This window comes from Pseudoalteromonas shioyasakiensis (assembly GCF_001550135.1).
Classification (GTDB): Bacteria; Pseudomonadota; Gammaproteobacteria; order Enterobacterales; family Alteromonadaceae; genus Pseudoalteromonas; species Pseudoalteromonas shioyasakiensis.
The window spans coordinates 430,840-455,654 of the sequence record NZ_LRUE01000015.1; the positions used below are offsets into that span (position 1 = coordinate 430,840).

27 protein-coding genes are annotated in these 24,815 nt (G+C 40.2%); 10 read left to right on the forward strand and 17 right to left on the reverse strand.

Annotated elements, in window-relative coordinates:
* Nucleotides 1-86 precede the first annotated feature (86 nt).
* The 9 genes from PASHI_RS11205 (at nucleotide 87) to ilvN (ending at nucleotide 11,417) form a co-directional block, all read left to right on the forward strand.
* Nucleotides 87-1,622 (forward strand): GGDEF domain-containing protein, encoded by a 1,536-nt coding sequence (locus PASHI_RS11205; RefSeq protein WP_062565666.1) that lies wholly within the window; start codon nucleotides 87-89, stop codon nucleotides 1,620-1,622.
* A gap of 71 nt (nucleotides 1,623-1,693) precedes the next feature.
* Nucleotides 1,694-3,037, forward strand: a complete 1,344-nt coding sequence (gene ppnN / locus PASHI_RS11210) for a nucleotide 5'-monophosphate nucleosidase PpnN (RefSeq protein ID WP_062565667.1) — start codon at nucleotides 1,694-1,696, stop codon at nucleotides 3,035-3,037.
* Nucleotides 3,038-3,048: 11 nt separating this feature from the next.
* Complete coding sequence (xni, locus tag PASHI_RS11215) at nucleotides 3,049-3,822, forward strand: flap endonuclease Xni (RefSeq protein ID WP_062565668.1); 774 nt, start codon at nucleotides 3,049-3,051, stop codon at nucleotides 3,820-3,822.
* Between the two features lie 71 nt (nucleotides 3,823-3,893).
* On the forward strand, nucleotides 3,894-4,277 hold the full coding sequence (locus tag PASHI_RS11220) for a DUF3192 domain-containing protein (RefSeq protein WP_054563904.1): 384 nt from the start codon (nucleotides 3,894-3,896) through the stop codon (nucleotides 4,275-4,277).
* Between the two features lie 18 nt (nucleotides 4,278-4,295).
* Nucleotides 4,296-5,981 (forward strand): hypothetical protein, encoded by a 1,686-nt coding sequence (locus tag PASHI_RS11225; RefSeq protein ID WP_130167615.1) that lies wholly within the window; start codon nucleotides 4,296-4,298, stop codon nucleotides 5,979-5,981.
* A gap of 215 nt (nucleotides 5,982-6,196) precedes the next feature.
* The gene (locus PASHI_RS11230) at nucleotides 6,197-7,204 is read left to right on the forward strand and encodes an isocitrate dehydrogenase (RefSeq protein WP_054563906.1); all 1,008 of its coding nucleotides are present in this window, start codon (nucleotides 6,197-6,199) and stop codon (nucleotides 7,202-7,204) included.
* 232 nt (nucleotides 7,205-7,436) lie between these two features.
* Nucleotides 7,437-8,411 (forward strand): transposase, encoded by a 975-nt coding sequence (locus PASHI_RS11235; RefSeq protein WP_062565670.1) that lies wholly within the window; start codon nucleotides 7,437-7,439, stop codon nucleotides 8,409-8,411.
* Between the two features lie 784 nt (nucleotides 8,412-9,195).
* On the forward strand, nucleotides 9,196-10,920 hold the full coding sequence (locus tag PASHI_RS11240) for an acetolactate synthase 3 large subunit (RefSeq protein WP_062565671.1): 1,725 nt from the start codon (nucleotides 9,196-9,198) through the stop codon (nucleotides 10,918-10,920).
* Nucleotides 10,920-11,417, forward strand: a complete 498-nt coding sequence (ilvN, locus tag PASHI_RS11245) for an acetolactate synthase small subunit (protein WP_054551998.1) — start codon at nucleotides 10,920-10,922, stop codon at nucleotides 11,415-11,417. The genes PASHI_RS11240 and ilvN overlap by 1 nt, the downstream gene beginning before the upstream one ends.
* Before the next feature lie 82 nt (nucleotides 11,418-11,499).
* Here ilvN and PASHI_RS11250 read toward each other — a convergent pair whose 3' ends face one another.
* The 15 genes from PASHI_RS11250 to PASHI_RS11320 all read right to left on the reverse strand — a co-directional run bounded on the left by PASHI_RS11250 (nucleotide 11,500) and on the right by PASHI_RS11320 (nucleotide 22,712).
* Nucleotides 11,500-11,775: an HU family DNA-binding protein gene (locus PASHI_RS11250; protein WP_004586404.1), complete on the reverse strand. Its 276-nt coding sequence runs from the start codon at nucleotides 11,773-11,775 to the stop codon at nucleotides 11,500-11,502.
* A 204-nt stretch (nucleotides 11,776-11,979) separates the two neighbouring features.
* The gene (locus PASHI_RS11255; protein ID WP_054562353.1) at nucleotides 11,980-12,513 is read right to left on the reverse strand and encodes a DUF3833 domain-containing protein; all 534 of its coding nucleotides are present in this window, start codon (nucleotides 12,511-12,513) and stop codon (nucleotides 11,980-11,982) included.
* On the reverse strand, nucleotides 12,506-13,003 hold the full coding sequence (locus PASHI_RS11260) for a chalcone isomerase family protein (RefSeq protein WP_062565672.1): 498 nt from the start codon (nucleotides 13,001-13,003) through the stop codon (nucleotides 12,506-12,508). Before PASHI_RS11260 ends, PASHI_RS11255 begins: the two co-directional genes overlap by 8 nt.
* A gap of 55 nt (nucleotides 13,004-13,058) precedes the next feature.
* Nucleotides 13,059-13,553, reverse strand: coding sequence for a DUF2878 family protein (locus PASHI_RS11265; RefSeq protein ID WP_062565673.1), 495 nt, complete (start codon nucleotides 13,551-13,553; stop codon nucleotides 13,059-13,061).
* The gene (locus PASHI_RS11270) at nucleotides 13,531-14,793 is read right to left on the reverse strand and encodes an SAM-dependent methyltransferase (protein ID WP_062565674.1); all 1,263 of its coding nucleotides are present in this window, start codon (nucleotides 14,791-14,793) and stop codon (nucleotides 13,531-13,533) included. Before PASHI_RS11270 ends, PASHI_RS11265 begins: the two co-directional genes overlap by 23 nt.
* Before the next feature lie 4 nt (nucleotides 14,794-14,797).
* Nucleotides 14,798-15,547, reverse strand: a complete 750-nt coding sequence (locus PASHI_RS11275) for a DUF1365 domain-containing protein (protein WP_062565675.1) — start codon at nucleotides 15,545-15,547, stop codon at nucleotides 14,798-14,800.
* Nucleotides 15,540-16,796 (reverse strand): NAD(P)/FAD-dependent oxidoreductase, encoded by a 1,257-nt coding sequence (locus PASHI_RS11280; protein WP_062565676.1) that lies wholly within the window; start codon nucleotides 16,794-16,796, stop codon nucleotides 15,540-15,542. Before PASHI_RS11280 ends, PASHI_RS11275 begins: the two co-directional genes overlap by 8 nt.
* The gene (locus PASHI_RS11285; protein WP_054562359.1) at nucleotides 16,793-17,503 is read right to left on the reverse strand and encodes an SDR family NAD(P)-dependent oxidoreductase; all 711 of its coding nucleotides are present in this window, start codon (nucleotides 17,501-17,503) and stop codon (nucleotides 16,793-16,795) included. The genes PASHI_RS11280 and PASHI_RS11285 overlap by 4 nt, the downstream gene beginning before the upstream one ends.
* Complete coding sequence (locus tag PASHI_RS11290) at nucleotides 17,503-17,949, reverse strand: nuclear transport factor 2 family protein (protein WP_062565677.1); 447 nt, start codon at nucleotides 17,947-17,949, stop codon at nucleotides 17,503-17,505. The genes PASHI_RS11285 and PASHI_RS11290 overlap by 1 nt, the downstream gene beginning before the upstream one ends.
* A 1-nt stretch (nucleotide 17,950) precedes the next feature.
* On the reverse strand, nucleotides 17,951-19,342 hold the full coding sequence (phrB, locus tag PASHI_RS11295) for a deoxyribodipyrimidine photo-lyase (RefSeq protein WP_062565678.1): 1,392 nt from the start codon (nucleotides 19,340-19,342) through the stop codon (nucleotides 17,951-17,953).
* Nucleotides 19,342-20,295: a YbgA family protein gene (locus PASHI_RS11300; RefSeq protein WP_054551988.1), complete on the reverse strand. Its 954-nt coding sequence runs from the start codon at nucleotides 20,293-20,295 to the stop codon at nucleotides 19,342-19,344. Before PASHI_RS11300 ends, phrB begins: the two co-directional genes overlap by 1 nt.
* A 10-nt stretch (nucleotides 20,296-20,305) precedes the next feature.
* Nucleotides 20,306-20,956, reverse strand: coding sequence for a ChrR family anti-sigma-E factor (locus PASHI_RS11305; RefSeq protein WP_062565679.1), 651 nt, complete (start codon nucleotides 20,954-20,956; stop codon nucleotides 20,306-20,308).
* Complete coding sequence (locus PASHI_RS11310) at nucleotides 20,949-21,572, reverse strand: sigma-70 family RNA polymerase sigma factor (RefSeq protein ID WP_054562364.1); 624 nt, start codon at nucleotides 21,570-21,572, stop codon at nucleotides 20,949-20,951. The genes PASHI_RS11305 and PASHI_RS11310 overlap by 8 nt, the downstream gene beginning before the upstream one ends.
* Before the next feature lie 62 nt (nucleotides 21,573-21,634).
* A complete protein-coding gene (locus PASHI_RS11315; RefSeq protein WP_055021069.1) occupies nucleotides 21,635-22,213 on the reverse strand; it encodes an LON peptidase substrate-binding domain-containing protein in 579 nt (192 codons plus the stop codon).
* A gap of 220 nt (nucleotides 22,214-22,433) precedes the next feature.
* Entirely contained in the window at nucleotides 22,434-22,712 is a 279-nt protein-coding gene (locus PASHI_RS11320; protein ID WP_054562366.1) for a hypothetical protein, read from the reverse strand.
* Nucleotides 22,713-22,970: 258 nt separating this feature from the next.
* On the opposite strand from PASHI_RS11320, the gene trhA reads away from it, so the two are divergent.
* Entirely contained in the window at nucleotides 22,971-23,600 is a 630-nt protein-coding gene (gene trhA, locus PASHI_RS11325; RefSeq protein WP_062565680.1) for a PAQR family membrane homeostasis protein TrhA, read from the forward strand.
* Here trhA and PASHI_RS11330 read toward each other — a convergent pair.
* Both PASHI_RS11330 and PASHI_RS11335 read right to left on the reverse strand, forming a co-directional pair.
* Nucleotides 23,597-23,905: an MGMT family protein gene (locus PASHI_RS11330; protein ID WP_062565681.1), complete on the reverse strand. Its 309-nt coding sequence runs from the start codon at nucleotides 23,903-23,905 to the stop codon at nucleotides 23,597-23,599. The genes trhA and PASHI_RS11330 overlap by 4 nt on opposite strands.
* Nucleotides 23,889-24,800: a LysR family transcriptional regulator gene (locus tag PASHI_RS11335; protein ID WP_055021070.1), complete on the reverse strand. Its 912-nt coding sequence runs from the start codon at nucleotides 24,798-24,800 to the stop codon at nucleotides 23,889-23,891. The genes PASHI_RS11330 and PASHI_RS11335 overlap by 17 nt, the downstream gene beginning before the upstream one ends.
* Between the last annotated feature and the right edge of the window lie 15 nt (nucleotides 24,801-24,815).

Genomic DNA, 24,815 nt, shown 5'->3' on the forward strand with positions numbered 1-24,815 from the left:
GTTTTTGACTTGGAACCTACATTTCGTATTAATTTGTTGTAAACTTAGCGTATAGCAATTTGAATTTTTGATGGCGGTATTACTAGGTGCAGCAACAGCATGATGTTCTTAATAAAAAGCTAAAGCAAGCGATCGACGCTCGAACAGTGGTCGAAGATGCGCGCAAACATCAAGTTGAAGTTCTTTCTCAGTTTGCAGCGAAACTATCGCTAAGCTGTAAAGGACTAGACATTGAACTAGACAATCGTTTAGCGAAATTTAGAAATGCCCTTAAAAAAGGGGTTAAATTCGAATTACTCACCCCCTTTATCGATGATGTGCTTGGCCTGTTAAAACAACAAGAAACTAAGCAAATGGCACTGCAACGTGAGCTAAATGAAAGCGTCACTGACGCTGGCAAGCAACTGCAAAAAGTACGAGGCTTGCCTGAAGATGCTCGTCGCTCGCTACGTTACTTACTCGATCACGAATTAAATAATATTCAGTCTAATCATGACTTTGTGCCACTACTTTCAAAGCTGATTTTAATTTATCATCAAGCCTTACAAGCCAAGCTTGCAACAACAAATACAGCTGAGGCGCAAATAAGACCAGAGCTTGCCACACAGCTGCTTTCTCTTGCCAATGACTTAGTGCTCGAAGATGAAAGTGCCGAGCAAATTAAGACTATCAAAAGTAAAATAACCCATAATGATAGTGTTGACGATCTGCTTGATTCTGCACTGAATATTATCAGCATCGTTACGCGCAATATGAGCAAAGAGCGCCAATCAGCGCAAAGCTTTTTGATCTCATTAAATCAAACAATCGAAGATTTACATCATTCCATTGTTTCTACCAGCAAGCATTCAGAATCTCTGAGCGCTGAATACGACACGCTTAACAAGCAAATCGAAAGCAAAATTAAAAACCTGCATACGCAAACACAGCAAGCGACGTCTATTTCTTCGCTTAAAGAGCTTGTAGAAGAAGAATTAAAATCATTAAGTGATGATTTAATTGCGAAAGAAAAGCTAGAACAAACCGAACGCGAAAACTTACTAGCCAGCTTTAACGATATTAATAGCCGCATTAGTCATTTAGAAACCAAGCTTTCGACCTATAAGCAGCGCCTAAATGAACAGCGCTTTAAAAGCTTACTCGATGGCCTAACTAAGTTGCCAAACCGTGCGGCGTTTGATGAACGCTTTAATCATGAATTTAACTTATTTAATGTGCAAGAATCAGACATTACCTTTGTAGTGATTGATGTAGACCACTTTAAATCAATCAATGACCAATATGGCCACAGTGCTGGTGATAAAACACTGCAAGTAATTGCTAAAGCATTACAAAAATCAATTCGTAAATCAGACTTTATTGCCCGTTACGGCGGCGAAGAGTTTGTGTTACTAATGAGTGGAATGTCGATTGAAAATGCCACTGTGCCGCTTGAAAAAATGCGCAAAACAATTCAAGGCATTCCGTTTAAATTTAAAAATAAGCAAGTAGAAATCACCATTTCTCTTGGTGCAACCCAGTTGAAAAAAGGTGATACCCCGCTGATTGCCTTTGACCGTGCAGATGAAGCACTATACAAAGCCAAGAACGAGGGACGAAATAAAGTTTGCATTAGCAAATAAAGGCCTCATCTAGTATGTGAGGTCTTTGACACACAATGATAAAGGCTCATAGACGAGCCGGGAGAGTGCTTATGTTAAAACAACTGAATCCTACAGGTGTACTGGATTTACTATCGCAACTAGAAGTTGATCTACTCGAACAATCATCCACCAGCGAGCGCTATAAATTATTTAGGAACTGTGTGCTCGCTGTTCTCAATGTGGGCAGCCACACCGATTCAAGCTTAGAAATTTACAATAAATACGAAGACTTTGATATTCGCTTATTAAGCCGCGAACGCGGGATTAAGATCGAACTTGAAAACCCACCCGAATCCGCCTTTGTTGATGGCGAAATCATTACCGGTATTCATGAACATATCTTCTCGGTTATTCGCGATATTCTGTTTATTTGTCAAAAATACGAAAAAGATTTAACAGAGCAAAAAGCCATTACTCATATGGTATTCGATATGCTGCGAAACGCAGGCGCATTGAGAGTAAATAGTGACCCGAGCATGATAGTTTGTTGGGGCGGCCACTCTATTAATGAAGTGGAATACAAATACACCAAGCAAGTTGGTTATGAGCTAGGCCTTCGTGGCTTAAATATTTGTACTGGCTGTGGCCCTGGTGCAATGAAAGGCCCGATGAAAGGCGCAACCATTGGCCATGCCAAGCAACGTATTACTAATAATCGTTACTTAGGTTTAACCGAGCCAAGTATTATTGCCGCTGAGCCACCTAACCCGATTGTAAATGAGCTGGTGATTTTGCCTGATATCGAAAAGCGTTTAGAGGCTTTTATTCGTACAGCCCATGGCATTATTATCTTCCCAGGTGGGGCGGGTACCGCAGAAGAGCTGTTATACCTTTTAGGTATTTTGCTACACCCAGATAACGAAAAACAATGTTTACCAGTGATCCTTACTGGCCCTAAAGAAAGTGAAAACTACTTTATTGAGCTGTGTAAATTCGTTGAGAAAACACTCGGTAAAGCGGCGCTAGATAAGTTTGAAGTGATCATCGATGATCCAGAGCGAGTTGGTAAAACGCTTAAAGCGAAGATGGCTGAAGTACGCGAATACCGTAAAAGCCAAGGTGATGCTTACTACTTTAACTGGACGCTAAAAATCGATCATGATTTCCAACAGCCGTTTGCACCAACACATGCTAATATGTCGGGCTTAGATTTACATTTAGATCAACCAACTCAGCAACTCGCAGCTAATTTACGCCGTGCGTTTTCAGGCATTGTAGCTGGTAATGTTAAAGACGAAGGCTTACAAGCCATCAAACAACATGGCCGATTTGTGCTAAGTGGTGAACCTGCGCTTATGGCTGATATGGACAAACTACTGGCAGCATTTGTTGAGCAAGGCCGAATGAAATTGCCTGGCAGTAAGTATATTCCTTGCTATGAGATAAAAGCCTAACAGGAGCCTATGTGACAACCCAATTACTTTTAATAGATGCGCTAAATCTTATTAGGCGCATCTATGCTGTTGATAGTAATCAGAGTCATCACAGTGAAGAGCATATGATAAAAGCAAGCTGTGCCCGAGTGGCACATGCTTGTAAAAAGTTACGCCAGCAAACGAATGCGACTCACGCGATTGCCGTGTTTGATGGTGAAAGAAGTTGGCGTTATCACTACTTTGAGGCCTACAAAAGCACTCGTTCACCAATGCCTGACACCCTCAAGCAAAACTTATCACGCTTTAAACAAGCAATTGAAGACACTGGCATTGTGGTGTTTTCACCTGATAATGATGAAGCCGACGATATAATTGCTACTCTTGCTTACAAGGCCGCAACTAATAATGTGCCTTCTACCATCGTTTCTACCGATAAAGGGTTTTTGCCGTTTTTATCTGAGCAAATTACAATTTTTGATTACTTTAAAAAACAGTATATTGAGCTTGAAGATATCAAGCAGCGCTTTGGTGTACCAAAGCATCGGCTTGCTGATTTTTGGGCATTAGCAGGTGATAAAACCAATGATATTCCGGGCGTTAAAGGGATAGGTAATAAGTCGGCGCAGCAATTAATCAACGATTATGAGTCGATAGAAGCGGCCATGAACGATGATGAGCTAAACCCGACTCTAAAACGTAAGCTGAGTTCAGAAATGGACATGTTCGTAATATCAAAAAATCTTGTTATGCTGCGTACCGATATTAACTTAGGCTTTAGTTTAAAGCAGTTAAGGCTCAATTAGTCGCAATCTCGTAGCACAGTTTGCCAACTGAGCGTATACTGAAAATTCGCGTTAGTTTTATAGAGTTACACATGTTCAAAAAGGTTTTCCAATATCTGGTACTTGGGTTAGGTGTTTATGCACTGATAGCAACCCTAGTGATCACTTTTTATAAAGATGATCCGCAAGCCATGATCTGGCAAGACCGCGAAGCTTTTAATAAACGCTATATCGCAAAACTATCGATTGATAAGCCTGAAAACCTGAATGCGGTGCTTGATTATTTAGGTAGCCCCGATCTAACCTATGCTAAACGAGTCGAAGACAATGTTTGGCAGATTATTTTTTACCGCACTCAGCATGTTAAATCTGATGGCATAACCACCATCGATGAGTGCACAGGCCTACTATTTAAAAATGGTCAGCTGGTATTATGGGGGCCAAGTGCCTATGAAAGCTATCAACAAGAAACTTAACCGCTTATGATGGAAAACGTGACGCCACGGGAATTGGCACGCTTATTTGATAGTACACACCAGCTACTTAAGCTTTATCATCAAAAGCAAAAATGGTCACAAATTTTCCCTTTGTTAAGTAATCTAGCTGAGCGTTATTACCTGCTGTATCAAGCCTGCCCAAAAGGTATGCAAGCACAACTAAGCTTGTATGTACCGAACCATGGTTACACCACAAACTTAGTTGTAAACCAATGTGTTGTCGCTTGCATTTTGTGCCGCAGCCTTAACTACAACCAAGCCATTAGCGAACAAATTATTAGTTGCTGTTTAGCCAATTACCTTTGCGTTCAATCCCAAAGTAATAAGTTAGCGGCAGGACAGACCCTGACGGCTCAAGATAAAAAGCTTTGGCAGTGTCGCCATCAATTAGCAGCAAAATTACTAAAAGACTCAGGCCCACATACGCTTTCTATTCAGCATTTATTAGCGCGATTAAATAAATATAAACAAGCCCTATTAAGCGCGCCAAAAATTATGATTTACGATGGCGCAACAACCTTAGTTGCTTTGGCTAATATTATTGCCATGAATACGACTTACCGCGAGTCAGGTGGTCACATTAGTGTGCACAAAGCCTTAGCTGATATTTATTTACGCACCCCTAATGAATTTGCCCAAAATGCTATAAAAGCACTGATTGCGCATATTGGCCCATACATTCCGGCCAGTGAAGTAAAGTACGCCGAACAAGTACTTATTTATTTAGCCACAGATGAACATGGCCGCCATATATTGGTTGATGCCAGCCGCCCTGAAAAAATTCGTTGGCATCGCTTTAAAGCAAGCTTAACTATTTTTGACAAACAAAGGCATTGTAAAGACTCTCGTTTGCTATACACAGTTTGGTTTAGTGAAAACATTAACTTTGCTGAGCCACAGCCAATAAATCAGCAGCGTAGGCAGCAGTATTTAGAGCTAATTAGCACGTTAAAAGTATCGCAGGAATATAGCTATCGTGGCTTAAATAAGCTTTTAAGCCCCTACCCTGAATTGATAACCCAGCTTACCGTTGCTTCTAAACCCTACAATAAAGAGCAGCAAAGAGCTAAAGACTTGCGCCATTGTTTGTCTATGGTCGGATACGATAACGCCCCTGCTATTATCCAAAAAGTATTATTTCAACGCTTGGTTGCAACCACATCACACCCGCTTTTTCAGCATATATCTAAGCGCCTTGAGAATATGGTGCGCATTATTCAGGCGCTATTTAAGCACAACGATTCAATTCAATTTGAGCAAGTTACTTTGCCCTTATATGCCTATGTTCTTTATCTTTGCGAACATCAAGCAACCTGTATTTCTCGTAAAACTGTATTTGAGCAGGCCGAAGAGCAAGTAATAAGTCCACCGCTTGCCTGTTTGTTTGGGGTTAGTCACTTAAATCAAGAGCCACTAACGGCGTATTTAAATCAACTGATTGGCGATAACAGTTGGACACAGCATTTACTTGGTAGTGAGCAACATAAAAAGCAAACACTCGATATCAATGAAAAACATTGGGTCGCGATTAAGCTATTTACTTATTATGTTTTTCAACCCAAAGCGCTATTTAGTAGTTGGCAAGAACAGATTATTTTCGACAGCTTATCGGCTGCTGGTTGGCAATCAAAAGCAGATTTTTATGCATATCTGAAAAACTGTGAATTTGCAGACAATTTTTAGATTGTGTTGTTAAAAAGTGCGAAAACGTTAAATAAATATGAACTTTAGTCTGTTTATAGTCAGTATTCACAGGATAAACTGGCAAAAAGCTGAATAAATTGCTATAAAAGCCGCTTAAATTTTCAAACACATCCACGTAAACCCTCTAACAAGTAAATCGCATGCTATTTCGCGATAAGTTTACGTGTTTATCTACTCATAAATAGGAAAAGTAAATGGCTAAACAAACCATCACAGTGATCAAAGGCGACGGCATTGGTCCTAGCATTATTGATTCAGCACTTGAGATCCTTAAAGCTGCAGGTTGCGATTTTGATTATGAATTCGTTGATGCTGGCCTTGCTGCCCTAGAAAAAACTGGTGAGTTACTTCCGCAAGAAACAATCGACACAATCGCGCGTAACAAGATCACTTTAAAAGGTCCTTTAACGACGCCAGTTGGTGAAGGTTTTACCTCAATCAACGTAACTTTACGTAAAAAGTTTGGCCTTTACGCTAACGTTCGCCCTGTTAAATCATTCGCAGGTACACAAGCTCGTTACGACGACATCGATATCATCACTATTCGTGAAAATACACAAGGCATGTACTCAGGTCTTGGCCAAGTGGTTTCTGAAGATGGTAACGAAGCAGAAGCAATGTCAAAAATCACCCGTGAAGGTGCAGAAAAAATCGTTACTTTTGCATACGAACTAGCGGTACGTGAAGGCCGTAAAAAAGTAACTGCTGTACACAAAGCTAACATCCTTAAATCAACATCTGGTTTATTCCTAAAAGTTGCACGTGAAGTAGCTGAGCGTTACCCACAAATCGAATCAACAGAAATGATTGTTGATGCAACTTGTATGAAACTAGTTATGACTCCTGATGAGTTTGATGTAATTGTTACTACAAACTTATTCGGTGACATCCTATCTGACCTATGTGCTGGTCTTGTTGGTGGTTTAGGTATGGCTCCTGGCGCAAACATCAGTGAAGATGCAGCAATCTTCGAAGCTGTACACGGTAGCGCACCAGACATCGCAGGCAAAAACCTTGCAAACCCAACGTCAGTGATCTTAGCATCTATCCAAATGCTAGAGCACCTAGGTATGGGCGACACTGCAGAGCGCATCCGCAGCGCAGTTGCTGATGTTATCAAATCAGGCGACCGTACAACTCGCGACCTAGGCGGCAGCCACGGTACTACAGACTTCACTCAAGCTGTAATTGAGCGTCTATAAGAGAATACTTGTTTAAGGCTTATGACAAGCTAATAACCCTTAAACACCTCCTTCCAAAAGCCAGTCTAAGACTGGCTTTTTTATACCCTCTATTAAATTGAATACTTAATTGGACATCCACTTTTATTTTTTTAGTAAAACCTCAACATAAAGCTAGACACCCATCTTTAAATTTCTCACTTCTCAAAATTATGACTAAACTTAAATTGTTCAACTCATGGAGGAGAAGAGCATGGCAACCCCACGTAGAAACTTAATTAGTGTTTCAAATACACCTTACTATCACTGTATTTCACGCTGCGTTCGTCGCGCTTATTTGTGCGGGCAAGACCCACTAACGGGTCGTTCGTATGAACACCGGCGCGATTGGGTTGAAAAGAAACTACTTCAACTTGGGCGAATATTTTGTATTGATATTTGTGCCTACGCAGTTATGAGTAATCACACACATCTAGTTCTTCACATTGATATAGCAAAAGCAAAGCGCCTAAATAATAAAGCGATTCTTATTAGATGGCACAAGTTATTCAAAAGTACATTCCTTTGCCAACGATTCTTAAATGGCGAATTGCTAACACAACCTGAACACGCTGCGGTTAATACCAGAGTAAATTTATATCGAGAACGGCTCAGCAGCATTAGTTGGTTTATGCGCGTGCTTAATGAAAGTATTGCACGAAAAGCGAATCAAGAAGATGAGTGCAAAGGTCGATTTTGGGAAGGTCGCTTTAAATCACAAGCTTTACTTGATGAAGCAGCACTTGCTGCATGCCTTGCTTATGTAGATTTAAATCCTGTTAGAGCAAAAGCGGCTGATTTACCTGAGCAATCTGACTACACCAGTATTAAATCTAGAATTAATGCAGCTCAAAATAATAAGCAACCGAAATCGCTTATGCGCTTTGCAGGTAAACCTCGTAAACATATGCCTAAGGGACTACCATTTGAGCTCAAAACATACCTGCAACTTGTTGATTGGACTGGGCGGTCAATACGAGAAGATAAGCCAGGGAAAATCCCAGAAAAGGCATTACCAATACTTGAAAGGTTAAACATTTGTACTGAAAACTGGCTCACACTCACCACTTCCTTTACCCGCTCGTTTAAAAATACTGCAGGTAAAGAACAAGCAATCACAGCTTATACTAATCATATGAAACGAAAACGAAGAAGCTCTATAACTAATAGCTTAGCCTTATTTACTTAGTTACGCATTCGACACTAGAAGTCAATTTTACAAATCCAATCCTTTTAATTCTAGAGGCATAACGACTACTGCGACTAGCGCTGACCAGTGTGTAAAACTAAAAAATTAACTCAGCACATAAGGCTGAAATTTAATTGATAACAATAAAAAATCACCATTCTTATAGCAATTCAACTTGTTCTGAATAATTCACATCTATCTTTAGCTGATTCTTATTAAAAATAAGATGGGTGTCTGGTTAAATATTTAAGTTGGCTGTCTTTTAAAAATTAACCAAACCTTATTGTAGCGAGGTGTTAAAGTGGGTGTCTAATTATAAAAAAGAATCCGATTCTGATAGTAGCTAAGTTATGCAAGGCAGTAACGTAAATGCATTATCTATTGGTATAGTTAGTAATTTGCCACACGAACAATTCAATGCATAGTTACACCCCAAAATAATGACAACTAAGCATCTAGATGCAACAAAAATATCAAAAAACTCAAATATAGAAAAATTAATGCAAAAAGCCACATTTGCGGTTGACATCAGTTTCCAAAACGCTTAAAAATACTCCTAACATTTTTTAAACAGCAGCCATCTAGTCGGCTGTGCATTTTTTAAAAGAAAATAAAAGATAATGAATATTCGCCGTCACCTTTTAGTCGTCAACGTTCTCGTACTGGTCTTAGTTACAAGCCCAGCGGGAGGCTATTAAAAGGTGAAAGCACGCTTTTTAAAAAACCCCCGCCCTATGCGGGGGTTTTTTTATGCATTTATGCTTGCACACACAGAGGAATGAGGATGAGTACAACTGAATATAATGGATCCGAACTAGTTGTTCGGGCACTTAAAGAATTGAATGTTAAGTATATTTTTGGCTACCCTGGCGGGTCTGTTCTTGATTTATATGACGCGTTATTTCAACAAGAAGATATTGAACATATCTTAGTACGTCACGAACAAGCAGCTACTCATATGGCTGATGGTTATGCCCGGGCTACCGGTGAAGTCGGTGTGGTGCTAGCAACTTCTGGCCCTGGCGCTACAAACTGTGTAACAGGTATCGCAACAGCATACATGGACTCTATCCCAATGGTGGTGTTATCTGGCCAAGTTCCTACTGGTTTAATTGGTGATGATGCATTCCAAGAAACTGATATTGTTGGTTGTTCTCGCCCTATCGTAAAGCACAGCTATAACTGTCGTAGCGCAAAAGATATTCCAACAATCTTAGCTAAAGCATTCTACTTAGCCAGCACAGGCCGCCCTGGCCCGGTTGTGGTTGAATTACCTAAAGATATGCTTAATCCAGAGTTAAAGTTCCCATTCGAATTTCCAAAAACAACTGAGCTTCGAACTTATAACCCGAACACTAAAGGCCACTCAAAACAAATTCGCAAAGCGGTTAGCGCAATTTTAGAAGCTAAAAAACTGGTTATTTACTCAGGTGGCGGCATTATTCTATCAAATACCTCTGAGCAACTAACTCACTTGGTTGAATCATTAAATGCGCCAATCACTAACACCTTAATGGGCCTAGGTGGTATCAGCGGTACTCACCCTAACTTTATTGGTATGTTAGGTATGCATGGTAGCCTTGAGGCAAATAAAGCCATGGCAAATGCTGATGTTATTTTAGCTTTAGGCGCTCGATTCGATGATCGGGTAACAAATAACGTTAAAAAGTTCTGCCCTAATGCCACGATTGTTCATGTTGATGTTGACCCAACCTCAATTTCTAAAACAATTAAAGCGCATATCCCGGTTGTTGGCTGCTTGAAAACAGTGCTTGAGCAGTTACAAACGGCGATTGATAAGAGCCCTATTTCAATTGATCGTTCGGCACAAGAAGACTGGTGGCGTCAAATTATTAGCTGGCGTGAACAAAAATGCCTAAGCTACAGCACTGATGGCGATAAAATCAAACCTCAAGCGGTTATCGAGGCAATTTACAAAGCAACCAATGGAGATGCTTACATTAGCTCTGATGTAGGTCAGCATCAAATGTTTGCTGCTCAGTATTATCCGTTTAAACACCCTCGCCAATGGATTAATTCGGGTGGCTTAGGCACCATGGGCTTTGGTTTACCTGCGGCAATGGGCGTTAAGCTTGCCTTCCCTGAAAAAGAGTCTATCTGTGTGACAGGTGATGGTTCAATTCAGATGAACATTCAAGAGCTATCAACTTGCTTACAATACAATTTGGCTGTGAAAGTTGTGTCGTTGAATAACCGCTCACTGGGCATGGTACGTCAATGGCAAGATATGATGTACTCTGGTCGTCACTCATCTTCTTACATGGAATCACTTCCTGATTTCGTAAAATTAGTTGAAAGCTATGGCCACGTAGGTATTCGTGTTGATCATATTGATGAGCTTCAGCCTGCTATTGAAAAAGCCATGTCTATTAACGACAGACTGGTATTTTTAGACATCTGTGTAGATGAAAAAGAACATGTTTACCCAATGCAAATCAAGCTAGGGGCTGTCGATGATATGTGGTTACGTAAAGGAGTAAAAGCATAATGCGCCGTATTTTATCAATCTTATTAGAAAACGAACCTGGCTCGTTATCGCGCATTGTAGGCTTATTTTCACAGCGCGCTTACAACATCGACAGCTTGACTGTTGGCACGACTGACGATCATTCTCTTTCGCGTATTACCATTACAACCATGGGTGATGATCGCATCGTTGAGCAAATTACTAAGCAGGTTAACAAACTGGTAGATGTTCTTAAGATTATTGACTTAACCGAAATGGCGCACATCGAGCGTGAGCTATTATTGGTTAAAGTTTTTGCCCAAGATGAAACCACTCGAGCAGCGGTAACGCGTGTTGCTGATGTGTTCCAAGGTGCTATTTTAGATATGGGTCGCCACAGTTACACACTGCAACTTGTAGCGAGCACAGAAAAAATTGAATCTTTTCTTGATACCCTGCGTCACGAATCAGACATTATTGAAGTTGTACGTTCAGGTGCGGTTGGTATTGGTCGTGGTGATAAAGCGTTAAAGGCATAAGCCTTTTTCGCTAGCGCGACAAAACTCCAGATACAAAAAAAGGGCTATAAGCCCTTTTTTCAATAATTAGTAAGTTACCCTATTAAGGATTAACTTGGTCTTTAAGACCTTTACCCGCTTTAAAGCTTGGGATAGTTGCTGCTGCGATTTGGATTTCTGCACCAGTTTGTGGGTTACGGCCAGTACGCGCTGCGCGCTCTTTTACTGAGAAAGTACCGAAACCAACTAATGCTACTGAGTTACCTTCTTTAAGAGAGCTAGTAACTGCGCCAGTGAATGCATCTAGTGCACGAGTTGCTGCCGCTTTTGAGATTTCTGCATCAGTAGCAATTTTTTCAACTAATTGAGCTTTATTCATTGTTAGATTCCTATTCGTTATTATTTTGCCTTCGCAAAACCTATCTTTATGCATTTTTGAGAAGTTAGCAACAGCAAATTGCTATTTTTACGTAATTTATTCAAAAATGACTACTATTTAACTATCAATCACAAGGTTAGTGATATCAGTATTAATAAAGACTTAATTTAACTTCCATCACAAAATTTTATGATAGCTAAACCATCATTCAATTTTCTCGATAACCAAGGTAACTTCCCCGACCTCAAAGCCAAACTTATCAATAGCGGTACGGTTTATCAAGCGTGATTGTGTTACCAAGTACATCCAATCATCGAAATTTACCACTAAAGTACTACCATCATATGGAAGCTCGACAGAATATGTCCAATGGAACACGCTTCCATTGCTCTCACCCTTTGCTTCGCCAATCACATCTGATGCTGTCCCTGTGATACTGCCATCATCATTAATGGTAATGTACCAAACACGCGTTTGCGTTTCGCCATCATCATAAACAAATTGCTCGTCAATCACTCCCTGATTGCCGTTCCAAGATGCTTGCATGTCAACAACCAGCTTACGTGTTAACTCACCCTTGTGGTCTTGCACAACGCCGTAGGCTTTGAGCTCACCACTAAAAAACTGCTTAAAGTCAAACTTAGGCTCTGTGCCTTGATAATAATCAACATCAGGCGCAGAGCAGCTGGTAATTAACAGTACCATAGCGAAAATAAAGAGTGCTTTGAGCTTAATCATGTTTCCCTCCAATAAGCTGTTTACGAAGTGATGGTTCAGACGTGTCGGCGCTTAGCCAAATTGCTAAGAAGTTGTCAGCGAATCTATTATCATCGATCCGACCTAGCTTTTTATCATTAAAGTAAAAAGTACCGATCCCTTGCTCGTTGGTTTGAAACGACAACGAATCGTTTTTTTTGATATCAGGCCAAAGAGTTAATAATTGTTTATCGTAAGCACCTACCATGTCATTAAGCTTTAAATGTTGCCATTGCTCGTTGGTTGCTTTGACGATATCTTTCGCATCGAAATCCCGCAAATAGGTGAGTGTAAGTTTGCTGGGATGTTGGCCAAACTGATACGAACCCGATGGGGTCTCTAATTTCGCGTTATAAACATCCCAAAACAGATACTCCATTTTCGCTTGGCCCACCGTTTTAAAGCCATTTGCATACACGCCCGCAGAGAACAATAACGCAGCAAATAAACTTAAATTAAGTGATTTTTTCATCAAATAATCCTTAAAGTTGTGTTGTTAAACACTACGAAAAACCACCTAAAACTGATCATTTAGCCGCTAAAAATCGCTTATTTATAGCGATTATAGCCATAAACATACTTGCCCAACCTAAGCCATAAACAAGCCAAAATTGCCAAAGAACAAGCTCAGTATTAAGCACTCCAAAGCGCATTCCAGCGTAGTAACTAGCAGGAGCAAATAACGCGCAAACACCCCAAGCAATATACCAAGGCAGCTTTTGTAGAAACTGCATCGAAGTATTAATGGTTAAAAGCAGTGCAGCCCAAAGTACAGCAAGCCATAAAGGAAAAGGGCTTACTTTAAAGGCAAGTAAGTTTAAGCTGCTGGCAAGCCATTCATAGCCCAGTGCGAGAGGCAAGCCACATAAGAGTAGCCAACTATCTTGCTGGCGTTGCTTTGATAGATAAATCATCAAAGCGACAACAGCTAAAGCGGGTATCAGAGAGTTATGCTCAAGGAGTAAGGCCATAAACCAGACTCCTTGAAACAGAGCAAAATTAATAATCGAGCGCGATATCATCGCCAGAATGGCCAAAACGAGGTTTACGGGCAGCTAAATGAACTGTACTGATAGCACGGGTTCTAAACGCACCTTCACAGTAAGCTAAATAAAATAACCATAAACGATAGAATCGCTGGTCAAATTTGACTTTATCTATTTCAGGCCAGCTAGCGACAAAGCGCTCTCGCCAATCAGCCAGTGTTCTTGCATAGTGAACACCAATATCTTTTACACTATGCACAACCATGTCTGTTTGCTGCTTTATTTGCTTATTCATTTCGTCTAAACAAGGTAAACAACCACCCGGGAAGATGTACTGCTGGATGAAATCGGAATTTTTAAGGTAATGGCTGTAACGCTGATCAGCTATGGTGATTGCTTGAATAAGCATGGCACCACTGTCTTTTAATAAAGACTGACATTTTGCAAAAAAGCCAGGCAAATACTCATGCCCGACAGCTTCAATCATTTCAATTGATACAAGCTTATCGTACTTGCCTTCTAAAAGACGATAATCCTGCTTTAATAAAGTAATTTTATGCTCAAGGTTAAGCTCTCTAACCTTTTGTTCAACATAGGCATGTTGCTCATCAGAAATGGTGGTCGTCGTTACATGGCAATCAAAATGCGTTGCTGCATAAATCGCAAAGGCGCCCCACCCTGTGCCAATCTCAATCACCGAATCACCTGGTTGTAAATCAACCTGCTCACAAATCAATGCTAGTTTGTGCTCTTGGGCCTGTTCAAGGCTAGCTTGTTTAAAAGGGTAAACAGCACATGAATACAACATTTCGTCACTTAAAAATGCACTGTATAAGTCGTTGCCTAAATCATAGTGCGCCGCAATGTTCTTTTTTGAACCGCTTGCTGAGTTTTTATTTTTAATGTGATTAACTCGGTGCGAAATGCCACTTAAAAAGGCAAATTTTTTCTCGAATGCATCTAGCTGGTCTTGATTTAAAGCGAATATTTCAATAAGTTTAGTGAGGTTGTCACAATCCCAATAGCCAAGAATATAAGCCTCTCCGGCACCCACACTGCCAGATAACGCAAATGACTTATACATAGCAGGATCATTTACCGTGACCGTTGCATGTAAATCACTTGTAATGTCACCGAATTGCTCTTTTTGATTACCCTCTTTTAGGGTAATGCAACCGACATTGATACTGTTGAATGCACCTATTACCAGTTTTTTATAAAGCTTTGTCATCCAGCCGGTCGTTTGGGCTTGTGTTAAATTTGATACTTTTTCCATCACATCACCTAGTTGAATTCTCTTGTTTGCCCGAGTGGCCAATAAATGGCACACGTTTGCAAAACAACTTCAAAGCATGAAGGTAAATACCTTTAAAAATACTTAACGTCATAGCCGGAAACTGTTTAAGCACGGCACTAACCTGCTCTTTCGTGAGAGGGTGCTTTTGCAAACGCAGGGTTGCATCAAACAAAAGAGTGTCGTCTTTTTTATTTTCAATATGAATCATGGTGTTATCAGAATTCATTCTAATATGCCAATGATAGTTCATATCTAAGTTCATGAAAGGTGATACGGAGAAAACCTTTTTAAAGTTCACTTTTTTTTCAAGGGGTACGACATAATAATGACGTTCATTCCAAGGTGTGTTGCTGACTTCAGCAAGCATGTGAGTGAAATCGCCATGACTAGTTTGAAAGAAGAAAAAATTAACCGGGCTAAAATAAATTCCTAAACAGCGCACCTGTCCGAGCATAAAAACATGGGTAAATTCATCGTCAATGCCAAGCTCTTTAATTTTATTAAGTGCACGCTGTTTGAGTGGCAGCTGCATATCGGTTTGATAATTAAAATAGTCGCTCTGATTAAATTTAAGCGCCTTGAAACCACTTAAGCCAAGCCAAGGATGAACTCCATTAAGCTCATCAGGCTTAGCTAAATCGACCCACATCATATAAAGCGGGTATTTAAAGTGATGCTCTTTGACGGCAAAGCGCCTGTGGCGAACATCACCTACATATATGGCGCTATTCAAACTCGACTCCGAGTTGCTTTGCCACATTTACAGCACTTCTTACACCGTCTTCGTGGAAGCCGTTGTACCAGTACGCACCGCAAAAATAGCTATTATTTTTACCGTCAATAAGAGACTTTTGCTGCTGAGCGGCAATCGACTGTTTATTAAATACCGGATGATGATAAGTAAACTCACGCAGAATTTTGTCTTTTTTAATGCCTTCAAGGTGATTAAGCGTGACACAAAATTGCGTGTCGCTCTTAATGCCTTGCAAAATATTCATCTGATAAGTCACAACAGCAGCTTTGTCTGTGTTGTTATTTAACAGATAATTCCAGCTCGCCCATGCTGCTTTGCGTTTTGGTAGCAGTGTAGTATCAGTGTGTAGTACCACTGAATTAGCCGTATAAGGTATAGCTGATAGAACACTTTTTTCGTCTTCAGTCGGATCTAATAACAGCTTTAAAGCTTGATCTGAATGGCAAGCAAACACAACTTTGTCGAATGTTTCACTATGGCCATCATCGAAATGGACATGCACACTATCATCTTTTCGAGATACCGAGCTGATATTACTATTTAAACGAATTTTATCAGCAAAACCTTGGATCATAGGTTTAATGTATTCGCGAGAGCCACCCGGAATAACATACCACTGCGGGCGATTCGTGATATCCAACAAACCGTGGTTATAAAAAAACTTAACAAAAAACTCTACGCCAACTTCCGCCATTTCTTTAATGCTTGTTGACCAAATAGCAGCGCCCATCGGCAAGATATAATGAAAACGGAAGAACTCGTTAAAATCATGCTCGTCTAAAAACTCACCTAGAGTTTGATTTTCTTTATAATTTTTTTCAGCATGTAATGATTTACACACATCATTAAAGCGTACAATGTCTTTTAAAAGTTTCCAGAATTTAGGGCGAAAGATATTGCGTTTTTGTGCGAACAAACTCCAAAAAGTATGACCGTTATATTCAAAGCCTGTTTGTTCGTTATGCACACTAAAGCTCATTTGGGTTTTCTGACGCTCAACGCCCAAGCGCTTAAGTAGCTTTTCAAAATATGGGTAAGTTCGGTCGTTAAAGACAATAAAGCCAGTATCAACAGCGTACTCAACGCCATCAACTTTTACGTCTATGGTTGCAGTATGGCCACCTATGTAGTCGTTTTTCTCAAATACGGTTACATCGTAGTGTTTATGCAATAGGTGCGCACAGCTTAAACCCGCTATGCCAGATCCAATAACAGCCACTTTTTTCAACGTGATAATCCTTTTGCAAGCTTCAGCCAAAGTGGCGTAGGAAGCATTCTTAAAAATTTTAAAATGAAGGTAAAACGGTGCGGAAAGTGCACTTCTTTGCGCCTTTTCGCGACCCCTTTATAAATATAATTTGCCGCTTTTTCTGCACTCACAGCCATAGGCATTGGAAAGTCATTTTTGTCTGTAAGCGGCGTTTTAACAAAACCTGGGTGAACTAAAGTGACATCGATATCTTTTAAATCAACCGCTAAGCTATTAGCTAAATAACTTACACCGGCTTTAGACGCACCATATGCTTGGCTGCGTGGTAAGGGTAAATAAGTCACACTAGAGCTTACTATTACAAGCTGACCACCGGGCTTTATTTTTGGTAATAACGCCTCCAGGCAATAGCCCATACTGAGCAAGTTGGTCGTGATCACCCGCTCAAACAAACTGCTGTCAAAATTGCGAGCATCATCAATGTATTCACAATTGCCAGCATTTAGAATAACCCGGTCAAATTGTGTATAAGCCACTGTGCTCGAACGAATATCTTGAAGGTCGGTTGCGTCAAACTGGCAAGACTCTATATTTTGATGCTGGCTCAATTTAGCAAGCTTTTCTGTATTTCTACCGCATGCAATGACCTGTTCATTATTGTCTGCATAAAGCTTTGCTAATGACTCGCCAATACCTGAGGTTGCACCTGTAATTAATGTCGTCATTATGCACTCGCTCTTTTATCGATGTATTTCACAGCCGAGCCAAGCACTGGAATATGCCTGTAGAGCATAGCACCTACATCAAAGTAATCGCGATGGTTAATTATTTTATCGCCAGCAAATTTTAAACGACTATGGCCTGCAACCGAGATTGCTTGGCCTTTATTGAGCTTTGGATGGCGATAATGCATGGTCCAATAAATAAACGCGATGTCATCTTTGCTCTGAATATTTTCAGTCACATAGCTGTCTTCGATAGCGAATTCGCAAGAAAGCACATTGGCATAAAGGTTTTTAAAATAGTCACGCAGCTCCCCAAGACCATTTACCGCATGCAAGGGATCTGCAAACTGAATATCAGGATGATAGATTTCATCCAATAACTGTAAATTGTCTTTATTGAGTGATTGATAAACATCAATAAACCTATCAAGGGTCGCCTTGTCCATATCACACCTTAAATGCGTTTAGCGCTCGCTCTCGCGCGGCTTTATGATCAACAATTGCTGCCCAATAACTGCTCGACTTACCCTGTTTCGCTAAATAATCATGCGGAAAATGGATTTGTTTGGCAGGTATTTTTTCCAGCTCTGGTAAATATTTACGGATAAATTCACCATCTGGATCAAATCGCTCGCTTTGGGTGATAGGATTAAAAATTCGAAAATACGGCTGAGCATCACACCCCGTACTTGCAGCCCATTGCCAGCCACCGTTGTTAGATGCAAGGTCGCCGTCTATTAGGTGCTGCATAAAAAAACGCTCGCCTTTACGCCAATCAATTAATAAGTGCTTGGTTAAAAAGCTCGCGACCACCATGCGTAAACGGTTATGCATCCAGCCAGTTTGCAGAAGCTGCCTCATTGCAGCATCAACTAACGGGTAGCCTGTTTTACCTTCACACCATGCCTTAAAGTCGCTTTCATCATCACGCCACTTCACAGCGTTGTATTTCTCATTAAAGTTATCGTATTTATTTAGGTTTGGATAAATCGCGATAAGATGGCGGTAAAATTCACGCCAAATCAACTCATTAACCCAACAAAATAAGTTACTTTTACTGCTGCGTAGTACATCTGGGTGGCGCTGTTGGATCAGTGCCAATAATTGATGAACGCTGATAATGCCAAGTGCTAAGTAAGGGCTTAAACCTGAGGTGCCTTTAATGCTTGGGATATCACGCTGGTCTTGATATGTTGCTAGCTTCTCTTCAATAAAGCGCGCGCAAACGTGGCTGAGCGTTTCATCATCAACAGGCCATTTTTCTGACTTGCCGTCTGAGGCTAATAACTCACTTGGCTGCCACTCAATGGGTTCGAACATCTGTGGCGGCTCAGCAAAATAAAAGTGGGTGTCTTGGTAAACTTTTAGCCATGCATTTTTAAATGGCGTGAATACTTTAAACATTTCGCCGCTTTGATTTTTGATGCTTCCCGGTGGCGCAATTACATCACCGTCGTATGCATAAAAAGCAATATTTTTACTGTCAGCATGCTGTAAAAACGCTTTATCTCGGTTTACTTCGTTAAGCTCATATTCGTTGTTAGCGTATACATTTTTTACCTGATGTTGCTCACAAAATGACGCTAATTTTTCAACACAACCGGCGTAATCAGCTGCATCAATAATATGTAATTCAATACCTTTGCTAGCTAAAAGCTCCCCCAAGAAGCTAAGCCTACGCTTTAATAAATCTAACTGAATAGCAGCCACATCATGCTTTTGCCATTGCTTTTCAGTAATAAAAAATACCGCATTTCGGCAACCATTTTCGATAGCCTGATACAAAGCGTCGTTATTAAAAAGGCGCAGATCGCGCCTAAACCAAAATAATGTATTCATTAAATTCCGTAGCGTAGTTTTAATTCGTTCGGATAGGGGTCAAGATACACTTGCTTAGCAAGATACTCGTTTGGGTGCACTTTTAAATGATGCTTAATTAGCGTAAGTGGTACGTATAGTGGCACCAAGCCTTGGCGATATTCATCGATGGCATCACGTAGTTCTTGCTTTTCAATCTTAGAAAGCGATTTTTTAAAATAACCTTGCAAGTGCATTAATGTATTAGCGTTATTTTTACGTGAAGCTGGTTTTTTAAGGGCTGTCATTAACCCTAAAATGTATTCATCAGCCAAAGTTTGGATATCTTCGCCATCAAAAGTGCCAAGCAGATTTCCTAAGCTACGGTAAGCTTCGTAGTTATGTGCCATCAATAAGTACTTATATTGGGCATGAAACTGAGTCAATCTATGTACTGTGAGTGGTTGCTCGCTTAATGTTTGCCAGTGCTTATAGGTATAAACACGCATTACAAAGTTTTCGCGAAGATGCATATCATTTAAACGACCGTTTTCTTCACATGGTAACAATGGGTTATGTGCCATTATTTGCTCTGCAAAAAAACCCACACCTTCTGAAGTATTGCCAGTACCCGCTTCGTTATAAATTTTAATACGTTCCATACCGCAACTAGGACTTTTCGCGCAAAACACAAAGCCGCTTAACTCAGCGGTTTGCTCTGTTGCCACTCGTTTACCATATTCTGTTAGTTTAGGGCCAACATCGCCTGTGCCATCTGGGCGGCACACTTTAATAGTATCGCCAACACGCACTTGGCGAATAGTTGGTCGAGGGATTGGCAGACCTACCGCCACTTCAGGACAAAACTTTTTATATTCAACATGGTTAGCCAACTCATCCATGCAAAAATTAGATTTTTTGTGGCCGCTGTCAAAGCGAACCTTGTCGCCTGCTAAGCAGGCGCTTAAACCAATTTTAATTGTCGATTGCTGCATATAAACTCTACTAATAGATTAGATTACCAATTGGATTTAGTAATTTACTAATACCTTTATTGAAGTGTAGGGCACTACTAACAACTGTAAAGCACAAGCACCCTTCAATTGTTTTTGGCGTGTGATTGTGGCGACCATCTAACATCATAAAGTCACCTGGTACATAGTGTCCGTCTTCATCACTAAACTCCCCATCTAATAATAAAGTGAGCTCAAAACCCGTATGTGTGTGCTCAGGTATTTCACCACCCGCATCAATGTGCAGTAGACTTGCTCGTAATGGACCGTCGTCTAAATCTATGCGAGAGCGAGCAAGTTTACCTATTTGCATAAAGTTACTGTGTCCGATACGTGTAAGTGCTCTAGGTAAAGTGTAGGTTTTATCTTTAACATCAACCGACACTTGTTCTTGCTCGTACACTTCATCAATTGATTCATCAGCGGTGATGGCATCAAAAAGTGTTTTATCGAACATATCATCCGAGTCGGTAGCTGATTCAGTAAATACATTGTCAGCATTTTTCGCTTCGAGCGCAGCGAGTTCTTTTTGACACACAGGGCACATTTCAACATGAATAGCGACTGCAACACTCAAAGTGGCAGGTAGATTACCTTCACTGAACTTGGCAAGTAATTCGTTGCTAGGATGGTGCTTAATCATGGTGATCTCCCATTTCATTGCGTAACTTCTGCAAGGCTAAGCGAAGACGAGATTTCACTGTGCCTACGGGAATGTTTAAATGCTCAGCAAGCTGTTCTTGCGACATATCTTGAAAGTACACCCCGCGCACAACTTCACGTTGCGCAAGCGGTAATTTATCAAGGTATTGTTTGATCTGTTTATCTTCTAAGTGGTCACTAAATTCGTGCTGGCCGGGCTCGGCTTCATCAATCAATGGCCAGATATCTTCACTAATGCACTCTTCTTTACTGCTCTTCATTTTTCTTAGCATATCGAAAGAGGCATTACGCATTACTGTGTATACCCAAGTTGTCGCTGCACCTTTTTCTTTATGGTAAAGGTGTGCTTTACGCCAAACTGAGGTTAGTGTTTCTTGAACTAATTCCATCGCTTGTGCTTCAGAACCGAACTGCTTTATTCCAAAACGTTTAATTTTTGGTGAGAAATATTGGAAAAGTATTGCAAACGCACGTTTATCACGGTGCTCAGCAACAGCAAATAAAGCATCTGCAAGCTCTTTGCTTGGAGTATCTGGCATGGCAGAGTATTGACCTGTGTTAGGTTTACAACCTGTTTGAAGTTGTTGACTTACCATCTTTATGTCATCCAATTATTGTCGTTAGAAGTAATACGGCAAAAAGTTGATGTTAGATCACATTAATCAGTAAATTCGTTGTTGATTAGAGTATGGAGGAAACTTAGCAAGTTTTCAAAGTTAGATTTATAAGCAAGTTGTTGTTTTTTAACTAACGATATAGGCAAAATTTCAAGCCAGCGAGCAACAACCCAAGCAAGGTTATCAAATTGTGGGGCTTTATATAGACCTGCTAAATCCGGCTGATTTGCAAATACAGCACGAAGTGTGTCACTCAATAAAGTGTTTTCGTCATTAATTGGCGTGCTTACATACCATGAAGGTGACGTAATTATTTCGATGTCAGCATGTCGAAGTTGCTGCTTATCCTGAAAAGCGTTATGCATAGACACTGCATGCTCAGCATAAACATCAATTAATAATTGACCATTATCATCTTGATTGAAGTCGGTTATTTGCACTAAACAACCAATTTCGGGCAAGTTAAGATCTGTATCGTGTTGGTAAGTGCACAGCACAAAACCAGTGTTATCTTGTACAGCTTCTTTGACCATCGTTAAGTAACGCTGCTCAAAAATTCTTAGCTTGGTGAACCCTTCAGGTAAAATAAAAACCGGTAAAGGAAAAATCGCACGCTTCATAAAGTCTACTATTCTAAAACCACATGCCTTTAATTACGTGCGCTTTTAATCCGCCGATCAATATTTCATGAAATCTTAATATCTACTTTGTACCTTAGAAGTTGAACCATTGTGCAACGTTACGAAATAATTCGATAGATGCATATGCACTGAGTAAACTCAAAACCGGTGCAACCATAAGTAAAAATAAGCTGATTTCACTACTCATTGTCTTGTTTCCTTACTGCTTGTTTGTTGCTTTAGGAGCTTGAGCAACTTTTAACTCTTCTTCTTTCGAAGCAATTGCATCTTCACTCATGTAAGTATCTAGTAACTTTTGAGCATCAAACTCAATGCTGTTCATTACGCTTTCCTTCAGCTCGTTACTCGCTTGTTGAACATAGCTTTTAACAGATTGTGTAATTGTGTTGCTGATATCTAATTCAAAGTCAGTAGCACTTGCTTGAGTTGACCCTAATACAAGTAACGCAGCAGTAGTTAATTTAAGTGAGTTATTCATAGTGGTATTCCTTGTCTCTTTAAGTAATTAGTCGTAATTACTTAATCAAAGGTTGTGCCACCCTGAAAATAAATTTTAAACTATTGATTTTTAAGATTTTAATTATTGATTGGTTTTTTAGCCTTATTCAGGGTTGGTTAATAAAACCAATAGATTTAAATGTTTTGACCAACATTTAGTGAAAAAATAAGCATTGCCAATTTCAGCGCACACTTGTACACTGAAACTGTTTTATTCACTCATTTTTAGTAGATAGATATGACAGAGCAACTCCCTTATTCACGCCAAGAAGAACAACTTAACGTGCTTACTCACGGCATGGGAGTCCTGTTTGCGGTATATGTACTGTGGGACTTAGTTTCACAATCTAAAGCTGTGTCAGCTACGGTAAGTGCCATAGTGTATGGCTCAAGCCTACTGGTATTATTTTTAGCCTCGACCTTATATCACGCCAGTACCAGAGAGCGTATACGAGCCATTTATAAAAAATGTGACCACTGTGCGATTTACTTGCTTATTGCAGGTACCTACACGCCTTATTTGGTTATTTCGTTATCTGGGGCTTGGGCAATTGCTGCTTTAGTGTTTATTTGGTCTTTAGCGCTTGGTGGTGTTGCATATAAATTACTGGTCAAAAACACGAATAAAAAAGTCTCGCTCGCTACCTATTTATTAATGGGCTGGTTTGCACTAGCACTTGTTTATCCACTTTATTTGAACCTTGATTTAAGCGCTTTATGGTGGCTGCTAGCTGGCGGGATTGCCTACAGTTTAGGCACTGTATTTTACAGCGCTAAAACCCGCCATTACAGCCATGCAATTTGGCATGTATTTGTGCTAGTTGGATGTGTTTGTCACTACTTATCAATTAGTTTGTATGTTTATTAGTCCCATTGATGCAGGCGCATATTAATTTTATCCTTATTAAAAGTAACACCTTCACTGAGTAGTTTTTGTCGTTGCTCAAGGTGTTTATTGCTGCCTTCTGGAAACGATATTTTACCTTGGCTATTAACCACCCGGTGCCATGGAATGCTTGATCCCTCGGGCATCACTTTTAATAACCGCCCCACTAACCTTGAGTTATTAGGGTATCCCGCAAGCTTTGCTACTTGCCCATAACTGGCAACTTTCCCCTCAGGAATGGTGCAAATAATGGTATAAATTAAATCTTCTTTAGTTGCCTGCTGCACGACTCGACTCCAAATACTGTTTACTGACCTCGCTAAAATCTTGCCAAATAGCTCTTGCAACAGGGCCATGATGAACTGAGTGCTGTCTAAAAACTCGAATTTCTGCGCCAAACTGGTGTTCACGATCGATAATTTTAATTTGTTGTAATAAACCAGCATCGATTTCCGCTTGGCAATGTTGCAAACTGATCATTGCCCAGCCCGCACCAGAGAGCAAAAACGACTTAACACTGGTTATATCGTCAATTTTCATTAACGCAGAGCCTAGCGTATAAGAAAGCCTATCACTGTCAAAACTCAAGTCACTTTCAAACATGGCTAAACACGGGTAATTTTGAATATCTGCAAAACTGATTTCACTTGGCACTACATCAGGCGCACTAACTATACCTATATCAAATTTACCAATCGGTAAACTTTCAAGGTCTCCTGTTGCATGAAACAAATCAAACCAAGGGCCAATTCCTAAATCAGCCTGATGACTATTAACCTGCTCTAGAGATACAAAGCGCTTACCTGAAGAAATACTAAACTCAGTACTAGCAAAACGTTTGAAGGTTTGGCTGATCACTTGGTTATAACTATTTTGATGGCAAAGTTGCTCGTAACAAATTTTATAATTGGCTTCATTACCTAGTGCCAGCTCTTTTGCAAGTGAGCTTAACTCACTGTTTGCATTAAGTAATTGCTTGGCCTCACGATAAAAAATACGGCCCTTCTCAGTTAAATGCAACCTGTATTGGCTTCGGTCTAGTAGCTCAAACCCTAGCTCTGATTCTAGCTTCTTAATAGCTAACGTGAGCGCAGGTTGAGTCTTATGCAATTTAAGTGCGGCTTGGCTCAAACTAGAGCTTTGCACAATAGCATCTAGAATGATTAATTGATTTAAATTCATTAATGGCAAACTATA